Here is a 26,064-nt window from a genome sequence, read left to right on the forward strand (position 1 = left end):
ATGAAATCGATTTTAGCCATTTTTGGATCTCTTTTTTGTATAAATGCTTTTGCGCAAGGGCCGCCACGTTCTTACGTGTCCTATAAAACTTCAGAAGAAATTGTTATAGACGGTAAAGCTGATGAAGCAAGCTGGAAAGAGGCTAAATGGACAGCCGATTTTATCGATATTGAAGGTGATAAGGTCCCGAAGTATAAAACCAATGCAAAAATGCTTTGGGACGACCAGTATTTTTATATCTATGCCAAATTAGAAGAACCACATATCTGGGGAACTTTAAAGCAGCGTGATACGGTGATTTTCTATAATAACGATTTTGAAGTTTTTATAGATCCCGATGGGGATACCCAAAAATACATGGAGTTTGAAGTAAATGCTTTAAATACTGTTTGGGATTTAATGCTTATCGAGGCATATCGCGAAGGCGGGCCGGCGATCGATCATTGGGATATTAACGGAATTAAATCTGCCGTAAATATTGAAGGTACTTTAAACGATGCTTCAGATAAAGATCAATATTGGGAAGTAGAAATTGCCATGTCCTGGGATGCTTTAACCGAAGCGAGTGCAAATGGTAAAATTCCGAAGAATGATTTTTGGCGTGTTAATTTTTCTCGTGTAAACTGGGATCACGATCTTAGAGATGGTCGCTATTCAAGAAAGAAAGATGAAAATGGCCAATATCTGCCAGAATATAACTGGGTTTGGTCACCACAGGGTGTAATTAATATGCACGAGCCAGAGCATTGGGGATATGTGTTTTTTAGCGACAAAAAAGCTTCAGAAAATATCGAATTTCAGATTCCTGAAGACGAGCATATTCGCTGGGCGATGTATTCGTTATACAGAGCACAAAAAAATTATTACTCAAAACATCAAAAATGGGCAAATACTGTAGATAAACTTCAGGATTCGCCTGTTTCAGTTTTAAATAAAGAATTAAATCCGAAAATAGAAGTCCATTCTTCAGGATATAATATTAGTGTAGAAAGTCCTTTTTCAGGAGAAAAATACCTAATTAAAGAAGATGGATCCTTTATTCAATTAACCAAATAATTACCGCCCAGATTGGGCAATTTCAACAAACCTTAATCGTATGAAATTTAGATTTTTATTGTTTTCGATATTGGTCGCTTTCTCGACCATTTCGTGTTTAGATAATATGCAAAAAGCGAAAGCAAATACTGCGGAAGCTAACGAAGAAACTGCAGAAACTACTGAAGATTCAGATTTTAAATACTGGACGTGGATCACCGCAGACGCCAGCAGAACGGATGAATCTTATACTGAAGAATTCAAAAAATATAAAGAGAATGGATTAGATGCAGTTTTAATTAATACTGATACAGATCCAGAATTGCTTTCTCGTTTAACGCCACTTGCCAAATCTGAAGGTTTAGAAGTTCATGCCTGGATCATGGCAGTAAATCGCCCAGGGGACGAAGTTGCTTTACAACATCCAGATTGGTACCAGGTAAGCCGTAATGGTGAATCTTGTTACGATAATCGTCCTTATGTAGATTATTACCAGTGGTTGTGCCCAACCAGAGAAGAATCACGAAACCATATTTTGAGTTTGGTAGAAGGACTGGCAAAAGTAGAAGATGTAAAAACGGTACATTTAGATTATATAAGATTCCCGGATATCTTCCTTCCGATTGCTTTGTTACCTAAGTACGATTTGGATCAAACTACAGAAATGCCAGAATATGATTTCTGTTATTGTGATGTTTGTATCGCTAAGTTTAAAGAGATGCATCACAAAGATCCTAGAGATACAGACGATCCACAGATCGATATGGAGTGGAAACAATTCCGTTTAAATAGAATAAGAGATCTGGTAAACGATGCTTATAAAATCGTTCACGAAAATAACAAAGAGCTTAGCGCGGCAGTATTCCCTTATCCAGAAATGGCAGATCATATGGTTCGCCAGCGTTGGGATAAATGGGATATCGACTATGTGCTGCCAATGATCTACAACAATTTCTATAACGAAGAAATAGATTGGATTGGTTTTGCTACAAAACAAGGTGTACAGAATCTGGAAGCTAAGAATACCGAATTACATACCGGAATCTATATTCCTGAAATGTCTCCTGAAGAAGTAACCGAAGCCATTAACCAGGCAAAAGCAAACGGAGCAAAAGGTGTTTCTTTCTTTGATGGTAATGCATTTACTCCAGAAAAACTGGCAGCGGTTAAAGCAGCAAGTGAAGAATAATTGAAATTGAGAAGTTAGATTTTTAGATCGCTTCGCTGTTAGATGTTAGAATTTAGATTATAGAAATTAGACTAGAGAAGAGATAGGAAGCAAGAATCAGGACTTATCATTTTAAGTTTTGAATGCTGAATTTTGAATTTTAGCTACTTGCTTTTATTAAACAAATTAATAAGCTATAAGCTGAGGTTTCTCGGTTTGTAGCTTTACACTTTCAGAAAACTTACTTAGGTAAGAGAAATTAGAAGCTGATGGCTAAAAGCTGACAGCTTATCGCTGAAGGGCAATCGCTTAAAAAAATGAAATTAAAATTCTTAGGAATCGCTGTTTTAATGACGATTTTTTCCTGCAAAACAGAGGAAACTGAAGTCGGTAAAACATCAGAAGAGCCACTTACGCAATTTGTAAATCCGTTTATCGGGACAGATGGTCCGGGAAACACGTATCCCGGAGCGACCACGCCCTACGGAATGGTGCAGTTAAGTCCGGATATTGGTGTTGGCGGCTGGGATCGTATCGCCGGATATTTTTATCAGGATTCGATCATTACCGGTTTTTCACATATGCATTTAACAGGTACGGGTGCCGGCGATCTTTACGATATTTTAGTGATGCCAACCAATAGTAAGTTTTCAGAACGTATTCCAGAGAATAATCATAAGCCATTTTCAAAGTTTAATCACGAACAGGAAGAAGCTTCACCTGGATATTATTCGGTAAAACTTTTAGATTACGACATTAAAGCTGAACTTACCGCTACACCAAGAACCGGGATTCAGCGCTTTACTTTTCCAGAGGATTCTTTATCGCAAATTCATGTCGACCTTGGTTATGCTTTAAACTGGGATCGCGCTACAGAAACTCATCTTAAAGTAGTTAATGATTCGGTTATCGAAGGTTATCGAAAATCCACCGGATGGGCAAAAGATCAGCGTGTATATTTTGTGATGAAGTTTTCTAAAGCCTTTCAGGATTTTGAAATTTTAGAAAATGGAGCGAAAATTTCAGCAAAAGAAATCACTGCTGAAAATACCAAAATCATCCTGAATTACGAGACAATTTCAGAAGAGCAAATAGTGGTTAAAACCGGAGTTTCTTCAGCAAATATTGAAGGCGCTTATGCTAGTTTAGAGAAGGAAGCATCCGACTTTAATTTCGATAAATACCGCCAAGAAGCCAATGATGTCTGGGAAAAAGAACTTCAGAAGATAAAAATTGAGACATCAAATAGCGATCAAAAATCGATATTTTATACGATGATGTATCAATCAATGTTGGCGCCAACTTTACTAAGCGATCCTAACGGAAATTATAAAGGCGCGAATGATAGTATTGAAAATGCAGATGGTTTTAATCGTTACGACACCTTTTCGCTTTGGGATACCTTTAGAGCGGCGCATCCACTTTATACGATCATTCAGCAGGAAAGAGTGCCAGATTTCATAAAATCGATGTTGGCGCATTACCAGGAAACCGGTTTGTTGCCGGTGTGGTCGATGCAAGGGAACGAAACTAATATGATGCTGGGCTATCACTCGGTTCCCGTGATCGTAGATGCTTACTTTAAAGGTTTTGATTTTGATGCTGAATTAGCTTATGAAGCCTGTAAAGCCAGCGCAATGACGAACACAAGAAAAATCGATGTTTTTGCTGAAAAAGGTTATGTGCCGGCAGAAGATAAAGAAGGCGATTGGAGCGTTTCTAAAACTTTGGAATATGCTTACGACGACTGGTGTATCGCAATGTTTGCTAAAGATTTGGGGAAAGAAGACGATTATCAATACTTCTTAGAACGCTCTGGTTACTGGAAAAATACCTATGATTCTAAAACCAGTTTTTTTAGAGCAAAAAACGAAAATGGTGAATTTATCGAAGGATTTAATAGCAAGGAATACTCCGATTATTTTAGTGAAAGCAATGCGTGGCAATATTACTGGTTTGCGCCGCAGGATATTCCGGGCTTAATAAAAACTACCGGAGGCGAAGAGCGTTTTACGCAAAAACTGGATTCGATGTTTAGCTTTAATCCGGCTGCAGACGATAAATTGCCAATTTTTAGCACGGGAATGATCGGGCAATATGCGCATGGAAATGAGCCAAGTCATCACGTCGCTTATTTATACGATTATCTTGGAAAACCTTCTGAAACCCAAAAACTGGTTCGGCAAATTCTAAGCGAGCAATATAAAAATGAACCAAACGGACATTGCGGAAATGAAGATTGTGGGCAAATGTCTTCCTGGTATATTTTTAGTTCAATGGGATTTTACCCGGTAAATGCGGCGCAGGGAACTTATATGTTGGGTGCTCCTTTATTTGAATCTGCTGAAATTAATCTGCCGGGCGGTAAAAAATTCAGTATAAAAACATCGAATTTCGCTGAAGAAAATCAGTTTGTTGCAAAGGTAAAATTGAACGGAAAAGAGCTGGATCGTGCTTATATTACGCATGAAGAAATTGTTGATGGAGGCGAATTGTTATTCGAAATGAGCAGCGAACCTGTAGACAGGGTTTTAGAAACTCCGCAGCCTAATAAGATATATTGATTTCAAAACGAAAAGTAAATGTCACTTTGAATCAAGCATGACTGACGGAAAGTTTGGTTTAGTATGATCATTTATAAATAAAATATACTTTAAATCAAGATTATATGAAATTGGTTAAAATTTTACTGCTTTTTATAGCGCTTGCCACAATTGGTTGTGCCCAGAAAGAAAATCCTTCATTTGCAAAAGAAGACTTAGTGCTAATTCCGCAGCCAAAATCACTAAAGCTTAATAAAGGAAGCTTTGAAGTAACCAAAAGCACCAAAATTGTCATTCCGCAGGATAGTTTAGCCTCAGTTTCTTCAATTTTGAATGATCTTTTTGAAAAAGCTGCCGGATTTGAGTTGGAAACTTCAGCAGAAGCAACTTCAGAAAATAGTATTCAGCTAAAAATCAATTCAGAAATCGCTAAAGAGGCTTACCAGCTTAAAGTAACTTCAGAAAACGTGATTTTAGAGGCAAATTCTAAACTGGGATTTGTGTATGGATTAGAGACGATTCGCCAATTGCTTCCAAAGGAAATAGAAAGTGCCTCGAAAATATCGAATATTGGCTGGTATATTCCAAATGTTGAAATTAGCGATGCACCGCAATATTCTTATCGCGGAAATATGCTGGATGTTTCACGTCATTTCTTCGGAAAAGGTTACATCAAAAAACATATCGACAGATTAGCATTTTTAAAACTGAATACGTTTCATTTTCATTTAGTGGACGATCAGGGTTGGAGAATCGAGATCAAAAAATATCCAAAATTAACTGAAGTCGGCGGATTTAGAGTCGATCAGGAAGATAGCCACTGGAACGCGAGAACCAAAAATGATCCTGATGCCGAAGCAACTTTTGGCGGATTTTATACTCAGGAAGATATTAAAGAAATTGTGGCTTATGCGCAGGAAAAAGGAATTCGTGTAATCCCAGAGATCGAAATGCCGGCACACGTGATGAGCGCGATCGCGGCTTATCCATGGTTATCATGCACGGGAGAACCTATTGCGGTTCCTTCTGGCGGAGTTTGGCCAATTACAGATATTTATTGCGCCGGGAAAGAATCTACTTTCGAGTTTTTAGAAGAAGTGCTAACCGAGGTAATGGAATTGTTTCCGGGAGAATATATTCATGTTGGTGGCGACGAAGCTACCAAAACCAATTGGAAAACCTGTCCCGATTGCCAACGCCGAATTAAAGAAGAAGGTCTTGCCGATGCAGATGAGCTGCAAAGCTATTTTATGAAGCGTATCGAGAAATTTTTGAATGAAAATAATAGAACGCTGATTGGTTGGGACGAAATTTTAGAAGGTGGTTTGCCAGAAGAAGCAACGGTAATGAGCTGGCGTGGTTTTGAAGGAGGATGGGAAGCTTCGGCTGCAGGTCACGACGTGATCATGACGCCAACCAGCCATTTGTATTTTGATTATTATCAGGGAAGTCCAGATCACGAGCCGGTGGCTTTTAACGCATTTACACCGCTAGAGAGAGTTTATGAATTTAGACCCGTGTTAGATTCGATGAGTATCGAACAGAAAAAGCACGTGCTTGGTGGGCAGGCCAATCTTTGGGCAGAATATGTACCTACAGAAGAACATTCAGAATATATGTTATTTCCAAGATTAGCGGCTATGGCTGAAGTTGTTTGGAGTCCTGAGGAGCAATTAGGCTGGGAAGATTTCTCGGTAAGAATACGGAAAATGATGGAGCGTTTTGAGGTGATGGGTATTAATTATGCCAAAAGTGCATATGCAATTCAGCCAGAATCTGATATTGATCTGGAAACAGGAGAAATTACAATCAAATTAAAATCTGAGTTTCCAAATACTGAAATTAGGTATGCCCTAAACGAAGAAGAACTTACTGCGGAATCTAGTGTTTACGAAAGCGAGATAAAAGTAGATACCGATACTAAAATTAAAGCTGCTGTTTTTAGTAATGCTAAAGTTATGGGACCGGTAATGGATAAAACTTTTCAATTTCACAAAGCTGTTGGAAAACCGGTGACTTACAAATATCCTTTTAATAAAAGTTATGCTTCTACAGGTGAAACAGCGCTTGTAAATGTTTTAAAAGGGAGTAAGTATTTTAAAGATGGCCGCTGGCAGGGATGGATAGGAAATCCTGCAATTGTAACTATCGATTTGGAAGAAACAATGACGGTAAATGAAGTGGTTGTGGGGAGTTTAGAGGAACAGGGAACCGGAATTTATTTTCCGCAGCAATTAAAAGTTGAAGTTTCTAAAGATGGAAAAACTTTTAAAGAAGTAGCTTTCTTAAAAAGAGAATATCAAACCAATCCCGGGGCGAAAATCGAGAATTTTGAGTTGAAATTTGAGACTCAGGAAAATATTCAGTTTGTAAGAGTAAGTATAGAACCATTAGCAAAAACTCCTAATGGAGGCGGTGCGTGGTTGTTTTTAGATGAAATTCAGGTAAAATAATATAGTTTTCTTTGCGACTCTACGTCATTCAGGACCTGATCCGGAATCTCACAGAAATTTCAGTTGAAGTTTCTATGTGAGCCCCTGAATCAAGCCCGCCCGCCGGACGGGCAGGTTCAGGGTGACAAAATAAATGAGCAGTGAAATACTTTTTTTAAAATATAAGATTCGATGTTTTTAGTAAGAAATATTCTTTCAGTAGTAGTTGTATTTATTAGTGTTCAGATAGCTTCTGCACAAACAGGATTCGATCCGCTTCCGTATGTGAATCCTTTTATAGGTACTTCAAATTATGGGGCTACAAATCCCGGGGCAATTGCGCCAAGAGGGATGGCAAGTGTATCGCCATTTAACGTTGCCGGGAGAATAGATCTAAATCCGCTGGAAAAAGATAGTCAGTGGTTATCGAATCCATACGTACACGAAAATCAGTTTTTAACCGGTTTTAGTCATGTAAACATGAGTGGTGTTGGTTGCCCGGAACTTGGTGTGATCATTACCATGCCAACAACCGGAGAATTAGAAACAGATCATATAGAGTACGGAACGACATATTCTGAAGAAACTGCTGAAGCAGGATATTATTCGGCAGAGCTAGATAAATACAATGTAAAAGCTGAGGCCACAGCAAGCACGAGAGCAGGAGTGAGCAGGTATTCGTTTCCGGCAGGAAAATCGAATGTATTACTGAATTTAGGTCTTGGATTAACCAACGAGCAGGGTGCTATGGTGCATGTGGTTGGGCCAGATGAGATCGAAGGAATGCGAATGGTAGGAAGTTTTTGTTACAATAATGCAGAAGCTGCTTATCCAGTATATTTTGTGGCGAAATTCTCTAAACCAGCCGATGATTTTGGCGTTTGGAAAACACCTTATAAATACGAAGGTTTAGAATCCCAGTGGATGGGATATAATGGGAAAACCCGAATTAAAAAAGGATTTACCAGAGAGGTTGTTGGCGATAGCATTGGTGCGTATATGACTTACGATTTTCAGGAGCCGCAAGAAGTAGAAGTTCAAATTGGGGTGTCTTATGTAAGTATTGAAAATGCTCGTGAAAATTTAGCAAAAGAAGTTGGAGATTCCACTTTTGAAGAAGTTTTAGCGGAAACAAAAAATGCTTGGAAAAAGAAATTGCAGGTTGCTGAAGTTGAAGGTGGAACAAACGATGAGAAAACGATTTTTTATACTGCTTTATACCATACACAAATACATCCAAATACTTTAAACGATATCAACGGTGAGTATCCTGAAATCGCTACAGGGAAAATTGGAAAGACTGAAGGGACTCGTTACACCACTTTTTCATTATGGGATACCTATCGTAATTATCATCAGCTAATGAGTTTGTTGTATCCAGAAGAGCAGCTGAATATGGTGAGATCGATGTTAGAGATGTATAATGAAAATGGATGGTTGCCAAAGTGGGAATTAAATTCAACCGAAACTTTTACGATGGTAGGAGATCCTGCGGCGGTAGTTTTAGCGGATACGTATTTACGTGGTTTAACCGATTTTGATGTTGAAAAAGCGTATGAAGCGATGCTGAAAAGTGCATTAGATACCACCAATAATCCGTTGCGACCAGGTTTAAAAGAATATATCGATAATGGTTATTTAGGAGTAGATGGTAAGGTTGAAGGGCCCGTGTCTACCACTCAGGAATATAATATTGCAGATTATGCCATCGCTCAGTTGGCTAAAAAATTAGGGAAAAAGAAAGATTACAAACAATTTTTAAAGCGCTCATTGTCGTATAAGAAATTGTACAATCCGGAGACTAAATTTATTCAACCAAAAAACAGTGATGGCAGCTGGTTTGCCGAATTCGATCCGTTAGCTGGAGCTAATTTTGCTCATAATCCAGGTTATATTGAAGGAAATGCATGGCAGTACCTATTTATGGTGCCGCATGATGTAAACGGACTAAAAAAATTGATGGGTGGAAATAACAAATTTGAAGCTCGTTTAGATCAACTTTTTGAAAAAGGTCAATTCGACATGGCGAATGAGCCAGATTTCGCGTACGGGTATCTTTATAATTTTATTTCTGGAAAAGAATACAAAGCTTCAGAAAAAATTCATGAATTGATTAAAACTTATTATAAAAATTCTCCAGATGGAATTCCTGGTAATGATGACACCGGTACAATGAGTGCCTGGGTGATCTATTCGATGATGGGAATTTATCCAATTACTCCGGCAGAACCCGTTTATACTTTCGTATCTCCAAGTTTTGATAAAATCATACTTCATTTAAATACAGATTTTTACGAGAATGGGAATTTGATCATAGAGAATGATTCGAATTCTGAAAAGAATCTACACCTTCAGGTAGACGGTAAGTCGGTCAAAAAACCTATGTTAAATTTAACAAAAGGTAACTTTCCTAAAAAAATAAAGTTTCTTTAATATATAGTGTGATTTTTTTATTTATTGTTTTAACTTAGTTCAAAATTAAGTTTTAATGTTATTCGAAAACGTTTTTTGTGTTTAAAAAATGCAATCTCAAGTAAAACAATATTTGTCGTTATCTATTTTCATTAAAAAACTTAATCAACCTATTAACTTAAAATTAGCAATAAATCATTGCTAGCTTATGCACTAACTAAATTTAAATTACAAGTATGATTAAAAGAATTATTTTTTCGTTTTTGCTTGTAATGGGGTTTGTCCAACTTGCTAATGCTCAGCAGCAGGAAGTAAGTGGAACCATTACAGAGGCTGAAACAGGCATGCCTTTGCCTGGAGTTACTGTCTTAGAAAAAGGCACTTCGAACGGTACTTCAACAGATTTTGATGGTAATTATACGATTACTGTTAGCGATGGCGCCACATTGGTGCTTTCTATGGTGGGTTATCAAAAGCTCGAAATTTCTGTAGCTTCCGGAGAATTTGATGCCTCACTGCAAACAGATACTGAGGCCTTAGATGAGGTTGTAGTAACGGCTTTAGGGATTAAACGTTCAGAAAAAGCTTTAGGTTATGCACTAACTGAAGTTGGAGGGGATGAACTTTCTGATGTAAAACAGGTAAATGCAATTAACTCTTTACAGGGTAAAGTTGCTGGTTTAAATGTAACCGGTGCAGCTACGGGGCCTGCAGGTACCAGTAACGTTTTAATTCGTGGTATTTCTAGTGTTGGGGGTAATAACCAACCACTTTATGTAGTTGACGGAATTCCTATCGATAATACTAACTTAGGTTCAGCCAGCCAATGGGGAGGATCAGATTTTGGGGATGGTATTTCAAGTATTAACCCAGACGACGTAGAATCTATTAGTGTACTTAAAGGTGGTGCGGCGGCAGCACTTTATGGATCAAGAGCTTCTAACGGGGTTATCTTGATCAATACTAAAACCGGAAGAGGTCAACAAGGTTTTGGAGTAGAATATTCTGGCTCTGTACTATTTGAAAGCGTTATGTCTGATATTTATGATTTCCAGAATCAATTTGGGCAGGGTAATAATGGCGCTGCACCAGAAACTACACAAGAAGCTCTTTCTGCAGGAATGCAAGCCTGGGGAGGTAGATTAGATGGTTCTAATGTTGTGCAATTTGATGGAGTAGAAAGACCTTATATAGATCAGGGAAATAACCTTGATAGATTTTATAGAACGGCTCATACGATTACTAATACTGTAGCGGTGACCAAAGCTGGGGAGGATTTTAATTTTAGATTCTCGGCTACAGACTTAAGTAATGAGGATGTTATGCCAAATGCAGGGCTTAACAGAAAGTCTTTTTCGCTGAATGGAGGGGTTCAGTTGGCAGAAAAATTAAGCCTGGATGTAAGTGGTAAATATGTTCTTGAAGATGTTAAGAACAGACCAAGGTTATCTGATTCTCCTGGTAACGCCAATTTCGCTGTAGTTTTATCTCCACCAAACATTGACGTAGAAGATTACAAACCATGGGTAAACGATGCAGGTACAGAATATAGAGTTTCGAGTAGTACCTATCACCAAAATCCATATTGGTCTGCATATGAATTTAGTAATAGCAGTTTAAGAAATAGATTTATAGGTTCTTCAACTGTAAGGTACGATGTTACAGATTGGATGTATGTTTTAGGAAGAGCTGGTTTAGATCAGTATACTTCCAGAATTACTTCAGTTGAGCCATTTGGTACAGCATATATTCCATTAGGAGCAATGTCTGAAATCACCTATAATACTAAATTGGTTGATGCAGATGCAATGCTTGGATTCAATAAGTCATTTGGTAAATTTTCAGGAGAAGTTATTCTTGGAGCAAACAGTAATGATAGAAAAATTGAAAGAACTGAATTGCGTGGGACTGAATTTGTTATTCCAGATTTAGAAGACATCAATAACCTTACTAATAAGAACTATACCTACGATTTTTCACAGGTAAAAAGAAACTCATTATATTTTTCTACAGAGTTTTCTTATGATGATTTCTTATTCTTAAATATAACTGGTCGTCAGGACTGGTTCTCTACATTATCACTTGTAGGTAAATCTAGTCCTAATACTTATTTCTACCCATCTGCTAATGCGAGTTTTGTATTTAGCGATGCTTTCCAAATGCCAGATTGGATTACTTTTGGTAAATTAAGATTAGGTTATTCTGACGTTGCTGGTGGAGCAAACGATCCTTATCAGTTAGCTTTAGCTTACGGAATTTTCGACACTTATAATGGTACTGGCGCTTCTGTTCCGTTAGGAAGAATTAGTAATGATAGATTGCCGAACCAGGATCTTAAACCATTTTCTAAAGAAGAATATGAAATAGGTTTAAATCTTCAGTTGTTTAAAAGTAGATTAAGTCTTGACCTTGCTTATTACAGCAATAAAACTACAGATGACATTGTACCAATTACTATTTCCAATGCTTCAGGATATAGCTCGGCGGTAGTTAATATTGGAGAGTTAACAAACAATGGTGTTGAAATGCTATTATCTGGTTCTCCAATAAAAAATGATAACTTCACCTGGAATGTTTCTTACAACCTGGGATACAATAAAAACGAAGTTGTGCAAACAGACGAAGACGGTAATCCATTATTTCCTGATGGATCGTCTGCAACCAACGTTCAATCTGGTGCTATCGTAGGTCAGCCTTTTGGAGCTATTTATGGGACAACTTATATTAGAGATGAGCAGGGAAGAATTCAGTATGATAGTAATGGAACTCCAACTGTTGGTCCACAGGAAGTACTAGGTAATGGAGTTGCTCCTTGGGCAATGGGACTTACCAACAATTTTAGATATAAGAATTGGAATCTATCCTTTTTGATCGACGCGAAATTTGGAGCTGAAATTTATTCAGGAACAAGTGCATTTGCTAACTATTATGGAGCTAGCCAAAATACTTTAGTAGGCAGAGAGAACGGACTTCAAATAGATGGTTTTGATTCTTCAGGTGCAGATTATTCAACTACGATCGCGGCAGAAAATGTAGAAACTTACTATAAAAGATTATATGAGATTGCAGAAGAGCATATTCAGGATGCAGATTTTATCAAGTTTAGAGAATTTAGTTTAGGTTATAGTCTGCCAAGCGACCTTTTAAAAAACACTTTTATAAATAGTGCTAATGTTTCAATAATTGGTAGAAACCTGTTCTTTATCAAAAGAGAAACAGAGAATATCGATCCAGAATCTTCCTTTAACAGTAGAGGAGCTAGAGGTTTAGAAAGATTTGGACTTCCAACAAGTAGAAGTTATGGTCTTAATCTTAACATTAAATTTTAAAGATGATATTGATGAAAAATAAAATATATACCGCCTTATTCTTGGTAAGCATTTTATTGTTACAATCTTGTGATGATAATTTCGAAGAGATCAATATAGATCCAACCACTGCTGCAGAGGTTGATCTTAGTTATAAATTTCCTAGTGCAGTGTTATATGCATCTGGTCAGCGTTATGAATCATGGAGAGCTAATTTAATTTATTCTTCTACCATGGTGCAACATATTGCCAATACCGAGACCTATTGGAGTGGAGATAAATACCTGTTAAATACAGCTTATGCAGAAGCTTTTTGGACTTCGCAATATCCACAAACGATAAAAGCTATAGAAGATATGAAAGCTGGTTTGGAGCAGGCTGGTGATTCTAGTTCTGTAGACTATGCAATTGTTAGAACATTGCGTGTTTTTGAATATCAAAAAATGACAGATTTATATGGTGACGTACCGTATTCTGAAGCAGGGAAAGCTTATATCGATGGAGATATGAGACCAGCTTATGATCCGCAGGAAGAAATTTATGCAGATATGCTCAATGAACTTCAGGAATCTGTAGCCATTTTGGAAGCTGGGGGAACCAGTTCTTTAGGTAGTGCAGATATTATCTATGGTGGTGATATTGATCTTTGGAGAAAATGGGCGAATAGTTTAATGCTAAGGTTGGCTATGAGAATGACCAAAGTCGACGAAGCTGTGGCACAAGAATGGGCACAAAGAGCAATTGAAGGTGGAGTAATGGAGTCTAATGATGATATTGCCTATGTTCGTCATGAAGAGGGAAATGGTATCGTTCAAAATGGTAATGGAGAAACTTTTACCGCAGATGCAACTCCTAGAATGAGTGATACATTTATCGAATTTTTGCAGGATGATCCTAGATTGACAGTTTATGCTAGTCTACCTTCAACAGATTCAGATGATAATGCAAGAACAGCTGAAGAGCGTCTTGATCCAGATGCACAAAGAGGGCTTCCTAATGGATTAGACAATTCTATGCTAAGAGATTTAACTGGTGAAAGTAATACACAGGATTACTCTGAGCCTAATAGGTTTTATATGACTAGCGAGGCTGCACCAATGTTCTTTCAAACTTATGCTGAAGTTGAATTTATGATGGCCGAAGCTGCTTATAGATGGGGAATTGCAGGTGGAGATGCAGAGGCTCATTATAATGCAGGTGTAAGAGCTGCAATGAATTACCTGGAATTATACTCTGCAGACGCAGTAATTAGTGATGCTGAAATTGATGATTATCTTGCAGCAAATCCTTACGATGCTGCAAATGCTTTAGAACAGATCAATACGCAATATTGGGCTGCAACCTTCTTAAATGAAATAGAATCTTATTCTAACTGGAGAAGAAGTGGATACCCGGCATTAACTGCGGTAAATTATCCAGGAAATGTTACTAATGGTACTATCCCAAGGCGATTAACCTACATGGTTTCAGAGCAGTCTACTAATGCAGAGAATTATAATGCTGCAGTACAATCGCAAGGTCCAGATCTTTTAACCACTCGTATTTGGTGGGATGTAGAGCAATAGAAAATTAAAAATTTAATCACCTCTTTTTCAATTTACATAATGACATTTTTTAGAATATTATTTTTTGCCTGCTTAGTAATATTAACCACAAAGGTTTCTGCCCAGCAAAAGGAAGGAAATATTGTCGAATATTTTGGTAAAGAGAAGGTAAACGATGTAAGTGAAGGAGAGGTGATTCATTTATTTAAAGAAGGATTGATTTTAAAAACTACAGGAGTTTCTTTTAGTAATGCTTCTGTAGAGTATGATCCTGTTTTTGCAGATTTTTTAAATAATGCTTCTAATTCTGGAATTTCAGAAGGTAAAGAGGTTTATGATAGCTTTCAGGAGAAATCAGTTAAATGGGAAAAATTAGCTATTGTTGAAAATGGTGAATTTAATGATCCTTTTTTAAGGCGTAATGGTTATTTGTATCTGGAATATACTTCAGAAGAAGAAAAAACGGTTCTTTTTGAAGCTTCCGGGCATACTAAAGTTTTGATCAATGGATTGCCCCACGAAGGTGATCATTACGATTTTGGTTGGAATTTGATTCCTATAACTTTAAAGAAAGGAAAAAATACATTTTTACTTTCAGGAGGAAGATTTCCAAGGATAAGAGCTCGATTATTAGAGACGTTTAAACCAGTAGAATTTACCACAAGAGATCTTACCTTACCAGATTTAGTAGCAGAAGGTAGTGAATCACTTTGGGGTGCAATACGAATTATTAATACTGAAGATGAATTTTTTAAGAATGCTTCTATTGAAGTTAAATTGAATGGAAATTCCGAAGTCATTAAAATCCCGGCTGTAGCGCCAAAATATGTTCGAAAAGTACCTTTTCTTATTCCAAATCCTAAAGATTTAAAAGAAGGAGAATCAGTAACCGCAACACTTTACTTAAAAGCTAAGAATAATAGCATAATTGATACAGCAAGTATTAGTTTAGATGTAAAGTCTGTTTACAAACATCACAAAAATACTTTTTTAAGTGATATAGATCATAGTGTTCAATATTACAGTGTGGCACCATCACTAACTAAGAATAAAGAAAATCAGGCTTTGTTTTTATCTGTTCACGGTGCTTCTGTAGAAGCCGTAAACCAGGCGAATGCATATAAACAAAAAGACTGGGGGTACGTTGTTGCACCAACAAATAGAAGGCCATTTGGTTTTGCCTGGGAAGATTGGGGAAGATTAGATGCATTAGAGGTTTTAAAACATGCTTCAGATTTATACAAAACCGATGCGCAACATACTTATTTAACAGGTCATTCTATGGGAGGTCATGGAACCTGGTATTTGGGAGCAACTTATCCAGATAAGTTTGCAGCGATAGCACCAGCTGCTGGTTATCCAGATCTTTTGGAATATCGACATAGTTTTACCAGAAATATGGATGATGAAATGGCACAAAGAAGATTTGGTATGAGTTTAGCCGATTTTGAGCAAAAATTAAATCCAATTTTAGGTAATGGCAAACAGGAGCAGATGGATGCTATAATTAGACGCGCCGGAAACACGAGTAGAACTTTGAAATTAAAAGAAAATTATTTGCATTATGGTGTTTATATCCTTCATGGAGATTCAGATAATGTAGTTCCTACTTTTTTAGCACAAGATATGCGTGAGCGATTAGGAAAATATCATAATGATTTTGCCTATTATGAGTATCCGGGAGGAGAGCACTGGTTTGGAGATGAAAGTGTAGACTGGCCTCCTATTTTTTATTTCTTTAATAGAAGGGAAATAAAAAAGGATCACGAAATCAACAATATTAACTTTACAACAGCTTCACCAGGAGTCTCTAAAGGTTCACACTTTGTAAGCATTCTTCAGCAAGAAAAACCATTTGAGATTAGTAATTTTAAATTCGATAGAACTGAAAATGGATTTAAGATAGCAACGGCTAACGTAAAAACATTATCTATAGATTTAAAAGCGATGGGGCAGGAAGATCTAACCGAAGTTTTTATAGACGATCAACCAATAACATTAGAATCTTCAGATAGATTATTCATTTCAAAAGTTGAAGATAAATGGCAAATCATAGATCAACCTGAAGCTTCAGAAAAAAGTCCGCTTAGATATGGAGGTTTTAAAGACGCTTTCAGAAATAATATGGTTCTTGTTTATGCCAGTAAAGGAAGCGATGAAGAGAATAAATGGTATTATAACCGCGCCAAGTTTGATGCTGAAAAATTTTGGTATCGAGCAAATGGGAATATAGAATTAGTAAAAGATACCAACTTCGAATTAGATGATTTTGAAGGGAAAAATATTATTCTCTATGGAAACAGCTCTAATAACGCGGCTTGGAAGAAGTTACTTAAAGATTCACCAATACAGGTATCTAATGGTAAGATAGAAATTGAGGACGAAAATTTGAAAGGGTCTCAATATGGTACTTATTTTATTTATCCAAATAAAGATAATGCTGCAACAAGTATAGGAGTAGTTAGTGCTACGGGTATCGAGGGTATGCATGCTGCTTATGCTAATGATTATCTTGAAAATGGAACTTTTTTTCCGGATGTAATGGTATTTGATGAAACGATGTCTAAAGAAGGTTTGGAAGGTGTAAAATTTAGTGGATTTTTTGGTAATGATTGGTCGATAGAGAATGGAGAGTTCGTTTGGAATAGATAATCCTTGTTAGTTAAATAAATTCGATTTGTTTTAGTTGTAAAACCAGAATGTAATTACGCATTCTGGTTTTTTATTTCTTAAAAAAATTAACGATTTCCAGAGTATTATTACTCTCAATCGTTTTCTTTAAATCGATAGCGTATGCTTAAAACATAGGTTAATCGATTAAGTAATGCGTGAAATACAATAAAAAAATAAAAAAGTTGAATTAGTTTTTGAACTTTATTTAAAAATATGCATATACTGTATTTAAAACTTAAATTTATTATTAAGTTGTTGGTCTATTCATAGCAGTTGTCCGTCGATTTTATTTTAGAAAACTTAACTTATTTATAACATTTAAGATAAAATTAGTAGTCGCACACTACTGATTACGGTACTAACTAAAATTAAATACAAGTATGTTTAAAAAAATTATTTTTTCGTTTCTGCTTGTGATGGGGCTTAATCAAATTGCTGTTGCGCAATCGCAAACAGTAAGTGGAACCATTACCGAAGCAGAAACAGGAATGCCTTTACCAGGGGTTACTGTTATGGAAAAGGGAACATCAAATGGTACTTCTACAGATTTTGATGGTAATTTTTCTTTAGATGTGGGCGATGATGCTACATTGGTCCTATCCATGATTGGATACGTTACTCAGGAAATTCCTGTAACCGGCGGAGATATTAACGTGGAAATGGCAACAGATACTGAAGCTTTAGATGAAGTTGTTGTAACTGCGCTAGGTATTAAAAGAGAATCTAAGGCACTTACCTATGCCTCACAAACTTTAGGCTCTGAAGAAGTTACTCAGGGTAAGAACGTGAATTTTACTCAGGGACTTAGTGGTAAAGTTGCCGGGGTTGAAATTAGACAAGGAACAGCCGGAGCTGGTAGTTCTACAAAAATTCAATTAAGAGGTTCTAAGAACATTACTTCTTCAAACCAACCACTATTTGTGATCGATGGTATCCCTATGGCCAACTATCAAACTTCAGATGCAAGTGGTTTTTATGGCGGTCGTGATAGTGGTGATGGGTTATCAAACATTAACCCAGAGGATATCGCAAGTATTACTGTACTTCGAGGCGCGAACGCGGCTGCACTTTACGGTAGCCAGGGAGCTAATGGTGTGATCCTTATCACAACTAAACAAGGTGAAGAAGGGAAAACGAGGATTAATATTAGTTCTACTACTCAGGTTCAAAGAGTATATGATTACCCAGATCTTCAATTTAGATATGGGGCAACAGATGAACCTGGTGCAGATTCAAGTTGGGGACAGCCTGGGGACTACGAAAATTATGTAGACGACTTTTTCGATACCGGGATTACACTTCAAAATGCAATTTCTTTAAGTGGAGGTAATAATAAAACAACTACGTATTTCTCGTATGCTAATACCTATGCTACTGGTAACATGCCTACAAACGAGTTCAACAAGAATAACTTAACCTTTAAGCAAACTTCTAAGTTCTTTGATGACAAGGTTAAAGTTTCCTCTAACGTGTTGTTGACAGACCAAAGAGTAGACAATAAAATGCTAAATGGTTACTATTTTAATCCACTTTTAGGACTTTATACTTTTCCTAGAGGTTTAGATTTTGATGAGTATGCTAATAACTATCAGGTATTAGATCCTCAAAGAAATATTATGACGCAAAACTGGCCAATCTTAGGAAACAGTGAAGCGAACATGAATCCTTATTGGATATTAAACAATGCGCCTAACGTTGAGAGAACAAAACGTTTTATTGGAAATGGTTCTATTGAGTATAATATTTCTGATGCGTTGACATTAACAGGTCGTGGTAGTTACGATTTCACTCGCCAGATCTATGAGCAAAAAGTAATGGCAGGAACAAGTCCTGTAGTTTCTAGTGACAATGGTAGATATGTTTACGAAAATGTAGAAAGCTGGCAGGCCTACACGGATATGATCTTAACTTACGATCAGCAGTTTGGTGACGATTGGGATTTTCATGGGCTGGTAGGTGCTGCTTACCAAAAAAGAATCATTGGAGATGGAATTTCTGTAGATAGTCAGACTTATGGATTATACGCTCCAAATGAGTTTACAATTCAAAATATCACACAATTACAGGCATTTACAAATTCACAGTCTTTAAACTCTAGACTGGTAAAACAATCTGTTTTTGCAAATGCTTCTATTGGTTACAAAGATATGGTGTTTTTAGATGTATCTGCTAGAAATGACTGGGCTTCAACTTTATCATTTACAGATAATTCTTCTTACTTATATCCTTCGGCTGGGGTTACATTCTTACCTAGTGAAGCATTTGAGTTACCAGAATTTATTTCTTATGCTAAATTAAGAGCATCTTTTGCTCAAGTTGCTAACGAAGTACCTGCGTTTAGAACAAACCCTATTAACTCACCAGCATTTAATCAGATCAGCTTCAACAATACTCAGCCTTTTACAGAGTTGAAGCCAGAGATTCAGGATAACTGGGAGTTTGGAGCAGATTTTAGATTCTTTAATAGTCGAATCAATTTAAGTGCTACTTATTATCAGATCGATAGTAGAGATCAATTCTTACCTTTACAGGCGATTCTTGGTACAGTTTGGCAAACTTATTATGTTAATGCAGGTCACGTAAGAAATTACGGTGTAGAATTAACATTAGGAGCAGATGTTTTCAAAAACGATAATTTTACTTGGAATTCAACGTTCAACTTCACACATAATGATAACGAGATTCTTGAGTTAACAGATGAGCTAAACGGACAAAGAAATAGTATCGTTGGTGGAGGTGGAGAAGGTTATAACACTTACATCGTACAAGGCGGATCTTTAGGTGATATATATGTTAATGCATATACCAGAGATGAAAATGGAAACATAGTTGTTTCTGAAGACGGAATTCCTGTAAATGCGAATACTACAGAAGGGATGAAACTTGTTGGTAATGCTAATCCAGACTTTATGCTAGGTTGGAATAACTCAATGCGTTTTAATGACTTTAGCTTAAGTTTCCTTATCGATTCTAGATTCGGTGGAAAATTTGTTTCTCAAACCGAAGCTTATCTTGATGCTTTAGGAGCTACTGAAGCAACTGCTGCTGCCAGAGACGCTGGAGGTGTTCAGGTTGACGGAGTTTTAAATGACGGTACACCTTTTAGCGGTGTTGTTGACGCAAGAGACTACTATACCGGTGTAGGAGGTAGAAACGGAATTAAAGAGCGTTATGTTTATGATGCTACGAATATTAGACTTAGACAATTTACATTAGGTTATACTTTTGGGTTTGACGAAGATAGTTTTATGAAAAATCTAAATGTTAGTTTAGTAGGAAATAATCTATTCTTCTTCTACAATGATGCGCCAACAGATCCAGACTTTGCGATTAGTACAGGTAACGGAACTCAAGCGGTGACAAATTTTGGTCCGCCGATTACGAGAAACTTTGGTTTAAACCTATCAGCTAACTTCTAATTTAAGATGACGATGAAAAGAATATTTAATACAATATTAGCAGCTACTGCACTCTTTACGGTAACGAACTGTACAGATGATTTCGAAGAGATCAATACAGATCCTTATGGTATCACAGATGAATCTGCAGAACAGGACGGTAATAACATTGGAGGTTTCGTAAGAGCCATGCAGGCCTATGTAAGAACTATTGATGCTGGCTTGCAGGTAGAAGAAAATCTTACAGGAGATGCATTTTCACAATTTTTAGTGCCTCCAACGCCATTCGTTTCTAACAGAAACAATGTTACTTATGCTTTTTCCTGGTATGATAGACAGATGAACCTTAAGTACAACAATATTATGTCGTACATGGGAAGGTTTGAAACAAATAATGTCCAAGAAAATTATCCGCATTATTTTGCTTTGGGACTTATTCATAAAGTTTTCGCAATGCATAAAGTAACCGATAACTATGGGCCAATTATGTATAGCCAATACAACTCTTCTCCTAGTTTTGTACCTTATGATAGTCAGGAGCAGGTTTATACCCAATTTTTTGCTGAATTAGATCAGGCTGTTGCTACTCTAGAAGGTTATACAGATAATACCGAATTTATGCAATTTGATACTTCAACCTTAAACGGAGATATCGCACAATGGATCAAAGCAGCGAATTCTTTAAGATTACGTCTTGCAATGAGAATCGTAAAGGTTAATCCAACACTTGCACAACAAGAAGCAGAAAAAGCTCTTTCTAACTCTTATGGTGTAATGGAAAGTAATGAAGATAACCTTATGATGTCTTTACAGGGAAATATGCACCCACTTTGGATGTTTAGTAATAGCTGGCAGGATACAAGAATGTCTGCTACGATGGAGTCTATTTTAGGAGGCTATGAAGATCCTCGCTTACCAATTTATTTCCAGCCAGCAACAGATGAAGATGTGGCTGGAGAATTTAAAGGAATTAGACAGGGGATCGCGATTTCATCTAAAAACACCTACGTAAATTTCTCAGCGATAGGAACGATGTTCGGTTCTGCTGAAAATGTAAAGATTATGACAGCTTCAGAGGTTGCTTTCTTAAGAGCAGAAGGTGCTTTAAGAGGTTGGAATATGGGAGGTTCAGCTGAGGATTTTTATGCTCAGGGTGTACAACTTAGTTTTGATGAATTTGATGCTGCAGGCGCTAGTGATTATTTAGCTAATGCTACCAGTACTTTCGCAGATTATACAGATCCTAAAAATCCTGAAAATAGTTTTTCTGGATCTAGTGATGTAACTATCGCCTGGGATGATGCTGCTTCGAACGAGCTTAAATTGGAAAAAATAATCACTCAAAAATGGATTTCTTTGTTTCCTAATGGTCAGGAAGCCTGGTCTGAATTTAGAAGAACAGGATACCCAAGGTTAATACCTGTTGTGGTGAATTATAGTGGTGGATTAATCGATACAGATGAATTTGTTAGAAGAACACCATTCCCAACAGTAGAATACAATACACACAACGAAGGTGTACAAACCGGTGTTGAACTTCTTGGTGGTCCAGATAATGGAGGTACCAGAGTTTGGTGGGATACCGGAGCGAGCAACTTCTAAAAATAAAACAACCGTTTCGATTGTTTCTGTTTAGTTAGGTGAAAACTGGTTGGTGAATAACCAACCAGTTTTCCTTTTAAAATTTAAAATTGATGAAAAAGATTTGCCTTTGTTTTTTACTAATTTCAAGTTTCCTGAATGCTCAGGATCTAAAAAACGCTGCTTATAAAAACAGTGAGTTAAGTGTGGATGAGAGAGTAGAGAACTTAATTTCTTTAATGAACCTCGAAGAAAAGATAGGACAGCTTACCACACCGCTTGGTTGGAAGATGTATAGTAAAGAGGCAGGAAGTAAGGCAAGCTTAAGTGAACTTTACAAAGAAGAAATAAAGAATAGACATATTGGTGGTTTATGGGGAGTTTTAAGAGCAGACCCATGGACTCAAAAAACTTTAGAGACTGGCTTACACCCTAAAGAAGCAGCAAAGATTACCAATGCAATACAAAAATATGCTATTGAAAATAGTCGTTTGGGAATTCCATTATTACTTGAAGAAGAAGCTATGCACGGGCATATGGCAGTAGGGACTACAGTATTCCCTACTGCGATAGGTCAGGCTAGTACCTGGAATCCTGATCTGATTAAAAAAATGGCTGAAGTTATTGCTGAAGAAATTAGAACGCAGGGAGCGAACACCGCTTATGGTCCTATTATCGATATCGCCAGAGAGCCAAGATGGTCTCGAGTAGAAGAAACCTTTGGTGAAGATTCTTATTTGATCGCCCAGATGGGAAAATCTATTGTAAAAGGTTTTCAGGGAGACAAAGAAAGTGATCTTAAAACAAAAAAACACGTTGCTGCAACACTAAAGCATTTTGCTGCTTACGGAGTTTCAGAAGGTGGGCATAATGGTGCCGCAGTTCATATTGGTGAACGTGATCTGTTTCAAAATTATATGTATCCGGTAAAAGAAGCTGTAGATAGCGGGATTTTATCGGTGATGACGGCCTATAGCTCTATTGACGGAGTACCGAGTACAGCTCATAAGAAATTATTAACAAACACACTTCGTGAAAAGTGGGGCTTTGATGGTTTTGTGATCTCAGACTTAGCAAGTATCGAAGGTCTTTTGGGAGATCATCATATTGTAGATACTGAAGAAGATGCCGCTGCTATAGCCATGAATGCTGGTGTAGATGTAGATTTAGGAGGAAATGGCTTCGATGATGCTTTATTAGATGCCGTAAAAGCAGGTAAAGTTTCTGAAGAGCGTATCGATGAAGCTGTAAAAAGAATTCTTGCTGTAAAGTTCAAATTAGGGCTTTTTGAAGATCCTTTTACCAGCGAAAAAGAAGCTGAAAAGCTAGTAAGGAATACAGAGCATATTGAATTAGCCAGAGAAGTTGCTCGCCAATCTGTAACGATGCTTAAAAACGAAGATAATCTTCTTCCACTAAGTAAAGATTTAAAGCGTATCGCTGTAATTGGTTCGAATGCAGATATGCAATACAATCAGTTAGGAGATTACACTGGCCCGCAATCTGAAGATAATATCGTTACCGCTTTAGAAGGCATTCAGAATAAATTACCAAACGCAACAATAGATTATGTAAAAGGAACAGCTGTTCGTGATACTACGCAAACCGATATTCCGGCTGCTGTAGAAGCTGCAAAAAATGCTGAAGTTGCCATCGTTGTGTTAGGTGGTTCCAGTGCCAGAGATTTTAAAACTGAATATCTTGAAACCGGCGCTGCTACTGTTTCCTCAAAAGAAGATGAAATTTTGGGAGATATGGAAAGTGGTGAAGGATTCGATCGTTCTACCCTTAATTTAATGGGGAAACAGATGGAACTACTTCAAGCCGTTGTGGCCACAGGAACACCAACTGTTTTGATGTTAATTAAAGGTCGCCCATTATTGCTAAACTGGCCTTCAGAAAATGTACCTGCTATTTTAGATGCCTGGTATCCCGGTCAAGAAGGTGGTAATGCGATCGCCGATGTACTTTTTGGAGATTTTAATCCTGCGGGAAGATTGCCGGTTTCTGTACCAAAATCTTTAGGACAAATCCCGGTATATTACAATTATTGGTTTCCTATAAGAAGAGATTATGTAGAGCATGATTCTAAACCTTTATTTCCGTTTGGTTATGGCTTAAGTTATTCTGAATTTGAATATTCAGATTTACAATTGAACACTTCAGGAAAAGGACAAAACACTAAAATAGATATCAGTCTAAAAGTATCCAATATTAGCAAAATAGATGGCGATGAAGTTGTTCAGCTTTATATTCGAGATATGCTAAGCAGCGTACTAAGTCCTGTAAAACAATTACGCGGCTTTGAGCGTGTTTCTTTAAAAGCAGGAGAAACCAAAAGCATTCAATTTGAATTGCTTCCGAAGGAATTATCACTTTTTGATGCTGAAATGATCCAAAAAGTAGAAGCCGGTGAATTTAAAGTAATGATCGGTTCTTCTTCTGAAGATATTAAACTGGAAACAACATTCGAAATCCCTGAAACAATTACACTAAACAAATAAACTAGCTAAAATGTTTAAAATGAATAAAATAAAATCCCTACTGTTGGTAGCCTTAGTGTGTGCGGCAAACACATTCCAGGCCCAAACACAAGAAGAAGATGAACACGGCGTGCATGGCCGTTCTGAAACCTATGAAGCACCAACCGATCCTCAGGTTATAGAAAAGCTAGATGAATGGGGAGATCTTAAATTCGGTATGCTTATTCATTGGGGGCTTTATTCAGTGCCGGGTATCATGGAAAGCTGGAATTTGGTTTCAGAAGATTGGATCGAAAGAGATAGCACGATCGCCTATAATGACTATAAAAAATGGTACTGGAATTTAGATAAAATCTTTAATCCGGTAAATTTTGATCCAGATAGCTGGGCAGATGCAGCTGAATCTGCAGGGATGAAGTATGTTGTATTTACCACAAAGCATCACGATGGTTTTAATATGTTCGATACAAAACAAACAGATTATAAGATCACAAGTGGTCCTTTCCAAAATAATCCAAAAGCAGATGTTACAAAGCATATTTTTGATGCTTTTAGAAAAAAAGATTTTATGATCGGTGCTTATTATTCTAAGCCCGATTGGCATTCTCAATATTTCTGGTGGGATAAATATGCGACTCCAGATAGAAATGTGAACTACGATATCGAAAAGTACGATTGGAGATGGAATAAATTTAAAGAATTTGCTTACAACCAGATCGAAGAATTAATGACCGGTTATGGTGAGATCGATATTCTTTGGTTAGATGGAGGTTGGGTTAGACCAAGAGAAACCGTTACCGACGAGGTAAGATCCTGGGGAGCACCAATTCCAGATTTTAGTCAGGAGATCGATATGCCTAAGATTGCTGAAATGGCAAGGGAAAAACAACCAGGGATAATTTTTGCAGATCGTACTGTACATGGTCCTTACGAGAATTACCAAACGCCAGAGCGTAGAGTGCCAGAAACCAAATTAGATAATCCATGGGAGAGTAATTTACCTTTAGGGAATAATTGGGGATATGTGCCAAATGATCCTTATAAATCTACAACCAAAGTGCTTAATACGCTTGTAGATATTGTTTCTAAAGGAGGGAATATGCTTTTGGGAATAGGACCAAAACCAGATGGGACTTTGCCATTAGATGTTATCGATCAATTAGCTGAAATAGGTGATTGGTTAGAGAAAAATGGAGAAGCGATCTATAACACTCATGCTATCGATGATTACCAGGATGGGAATGTTTATTTTACTCAAAATGAAGACAAATTATTTGCTATAGCCATGTTCGAAGATGGTGAAGAATTACCAAAAAAGATAAGCTTCAGCAAAAATTTACCTTCAGAAAACGCTAAAATCAAGTTACTGGAAACCGGTAAAAAAGTAGATTTTAAAATTAAAGATGGTAAAGTAGAGATTAGCCTTCCAAAGGAAATCCGTTCAAAAAAGAATATTTCAGGAATAGCATTTTCAATAGAAAATTAAA

Annotated in this window: 12 protein-coding genes; all 12 read left to right on the plus strand. The window is 37.0% G+C overall.

Features of this window, described 5'->3' with window-relative positions:
* The 12 genes from INR75_RS07040 (at nt 1) to INR75_RS07095 (ending at nt 26,063) form a co-directional block, all read left to right on the plus strand.
* A complete protein-coding gene (locus tag INR75_RS07040; protein WP_223091341.1) occupies nt 1-1,056 on the plus strand; it encodes a carbohydrate-binding family 9-like protein in 1,056 nt (351 codons plus the stop codon).
* 40 nt (nt 1,057-1,096) lie between these two features.
* Nucleotides 1,097-2,224: a putative glycoside hydrolase gene (locus INR75_RS07045; protein WP_223091342.1), complete on the plus strand. Its 1,128-nt coding sequence runs from the start codon at nt 1,097-1,099 to the stop codon at nt 2,222-2,224.
* Nucleotides 2,225-2,520: 296 nt separating this feature from the next.
* Nucleotides 2,521-4,767, plus strand: a complete 2,247-nt coding sequence (locus INR75_RS07050) for a GH92 family glycosyl hydrolase (RefSeq protein WP_223091343.1) — start codon at nt 2,521-2,523, stop codon at nt 4,765-4,767.
* Nucleotides 4,768-4,871: 104 nt separating this feature from the next.
* Nucleotides 4,872-7,199 (plus strand): glycoside hydrolase family 20 protein, encoded by a 2,328-nt coding sequence (locus INR75_RS07055; protein ID WP_223091344.1) that lies wholly within the window; start codon nt 4,872-4,874, stop codon nt 7,197-7,199.
* A gap of 171 nt (nt 7,200-7,370) precedes the next feature.
* Nucleotides 7,371-9,611 carry a GH92 family glycosyl hydrolase gene (locus INR75_RS07060; protein WP_223091345.1) on the plus strand — a complete coding sequence of 747 codons (2,241 nt, stop codon included), beginning with the start codon at nt 7,371-7,373 and terminating at the stop codon, nt 9,609-9,611.
* A 215-nt stretch (nt 9,612-9,826) separates the two neighbouring features.
* Entirely contained in the window at nt 9,827-12,919 is a 3,093-nt protein-coding gene (locus INR75_RS07065) for a SusC/RagA family TonB-linked outer membrane protein (protein ID WP_255584666.1), read from the plus strand.
* Nucleotides 12,920-12,930: 11 nt separating this feature from the next.
* Nucleotides 12,931-14,463, plus strand: coding sequence for a SusD/RagB family nutrient-binding outer membrane lipoprotein (locus INR75_RS07070; RefSeq protein WP_223091346.1), 1,533 nt, complete (start codon nt 12,931-12,933; stop codon nt 14,461-14,463).
* Nucleotides 14,464-14,502: 39 nt separating this feature from the next.
* Entirely contained in the window at nt 14,503-17,094 is a 2,592-nt protein-coding gene (locus INR75_RS07075; protein WP_223091347.1) for an alpha/beta hydrolase-fold protein, read from the plus strand.
* A 401-nt stretch (nt 17,095-17,495) separates the two neighbouring features.
* Nucleotides 17,496-20,534: a SusC/RagA family TonB-linked outer membrane protein gene (locus tag INR75_RS07080; RefSeq protein ID WP_223091348.1), complete on the plus strand. Its 3,039-nt coding sequence runs from the start codon at nt 17,496-17,498 to the stop codon at nt 20,532-20,534.
* A 12-nt stretch (nt 20,535-20,546) separates the two neighbouring features.
* The gene (locus tag INR75_RS07085) at nt 20,547-22,115 is read left to right on the plus strand and encodes a RagB/SusD family nutrient uptake outer membrane protein (RefSeq protein WP_223091349.1); all 1,569 of its coding nucleotides are present in this window, start codon (nt 20,547-20,549) and stop codon (nt 22,113-22,115) included.
* Between the two features lie 92 nt (nt 22,116-22,207).
* Entirely contained in the window at nt 22,208-24,598 is a 2,391-nt protein-coding gene (locus tag INR75_RS07090; protein WP_223091350.1) for a glycoside hydrolase family 3 N-terminal domain-containing protein, read from the plus strand.
* A gap of 19 nt (nt 24,599-24,617) precedes the next feature.
* The gene (locus INR75_RS07095) at nt 24,618-26,063 is read left to right on the plus strand and encodes an alpha-L-fucosidase (RefSeq protein WP_255584667.1); all 1,446 of its coding nucleotides are present in this window, start codon (nt 24,618-24,620) and stop codon (nt 26,061-26,063) included.
* Nucleotide 26,064: the final 1 nt, after the last annotated feature.

Origin of the sequence: Zunongwangia sp. SCSIO 43204, from assembly GCF_019904275.1 — a bacterium.
Taxonomy (GTDB): Bacteria; Bacteroidota; Bacteroidia; order Flavobacteriales; family Flavobacteriaceae; genus Zunongwangia; species Zunongwangia mangrovi.

Excerpts from the sequence above, each read along its gene's own strand:
- INR75_RS07040 (WP_223091341.1), top strand. The coding sequence starts at position 1 with ATGAAATCGATTTTAGCCATTTTTGGATCTCTTTTTTGTATAAATGCT.
- INR75_RS07045 (WP_223091342.1), top strand. The coding sequence starts at position 1,097 with ATGAAATTTAGATTTTTATTGTTTTCGATATTGGTCGCTTTCTCGACC.
- INR75_RS07050 (WP_223091343.1), top strand. The coding sequence starts at position 2,521 with ATGAAATTAAAATTCTTAGGAATCGCTGTTTTAATGACGATTTTTTCC.
- INR75_RS07055 (WP_223091344.1), top strand. The coding sequence starts at position 4,872 with ATGAAATTGGTTAAAATTTTACTGCTTTTTATAGCGCTTGCCACAATT.
- INR75_RS07060 (WP_223091345.1), top strand. The coding sequence starts at position 7,371 with ATGTTTTTAGTAAGAAATATTCTTTCAGTAGTAGTTGTATTTATTAGT.
- INR75_RS07065 (WP_255584666.1), top strand. The coding sequence starts at position 9,827 with ATGATTAAAAGAATTATTTTTTCGTTTTTGCTTGTAATGGGGTTTGTC.
- INR75_RS07070 (WP_223091346.1), top strand. The coding sequence starts at position 12,931 with ATGAAAAATAAAATATATACCGCCTTATTCTTGGTAAGCATTTTATTG.
- INR75_RS07075 (WP_223091347.1), top strand. The coding sequence starts at position 14,503 with ATGACATTTTTTAGAATATTATTTTTTGCCTGCTTAGTAATATTAACC.
- INR75_RS07080 (WP_223091348.1), top strand. The coding sequence starts at position 17,496 with ATGTTTAAAAAAATTATTTTTTCGTTTCTGCTTGTGATGGGGCTTAAT.
- INR75_RS07085 (WP_223091349.1), top strand. The coding sequence starts at position 20,547 with ATGAAAAGAATATTTAATACAATATTAGCAGCTACTGCACTCTTTACG.
- INR75_RS07090 (WP_223091350.1), top strand. The coding sequence starts at position 22,208 with ATGAAAAAGATTTGCCTTTGTTTTTTACTAATTTCAAGTTTCCTGAAT.
- INR75_RS07095 (WP_255584667.1), top strand. The coding sequence starts at position 24,618 with ATGAATAAAATAAAATCCCTACTGTTGGTAGCCTTAGTGTGTGCGGCA.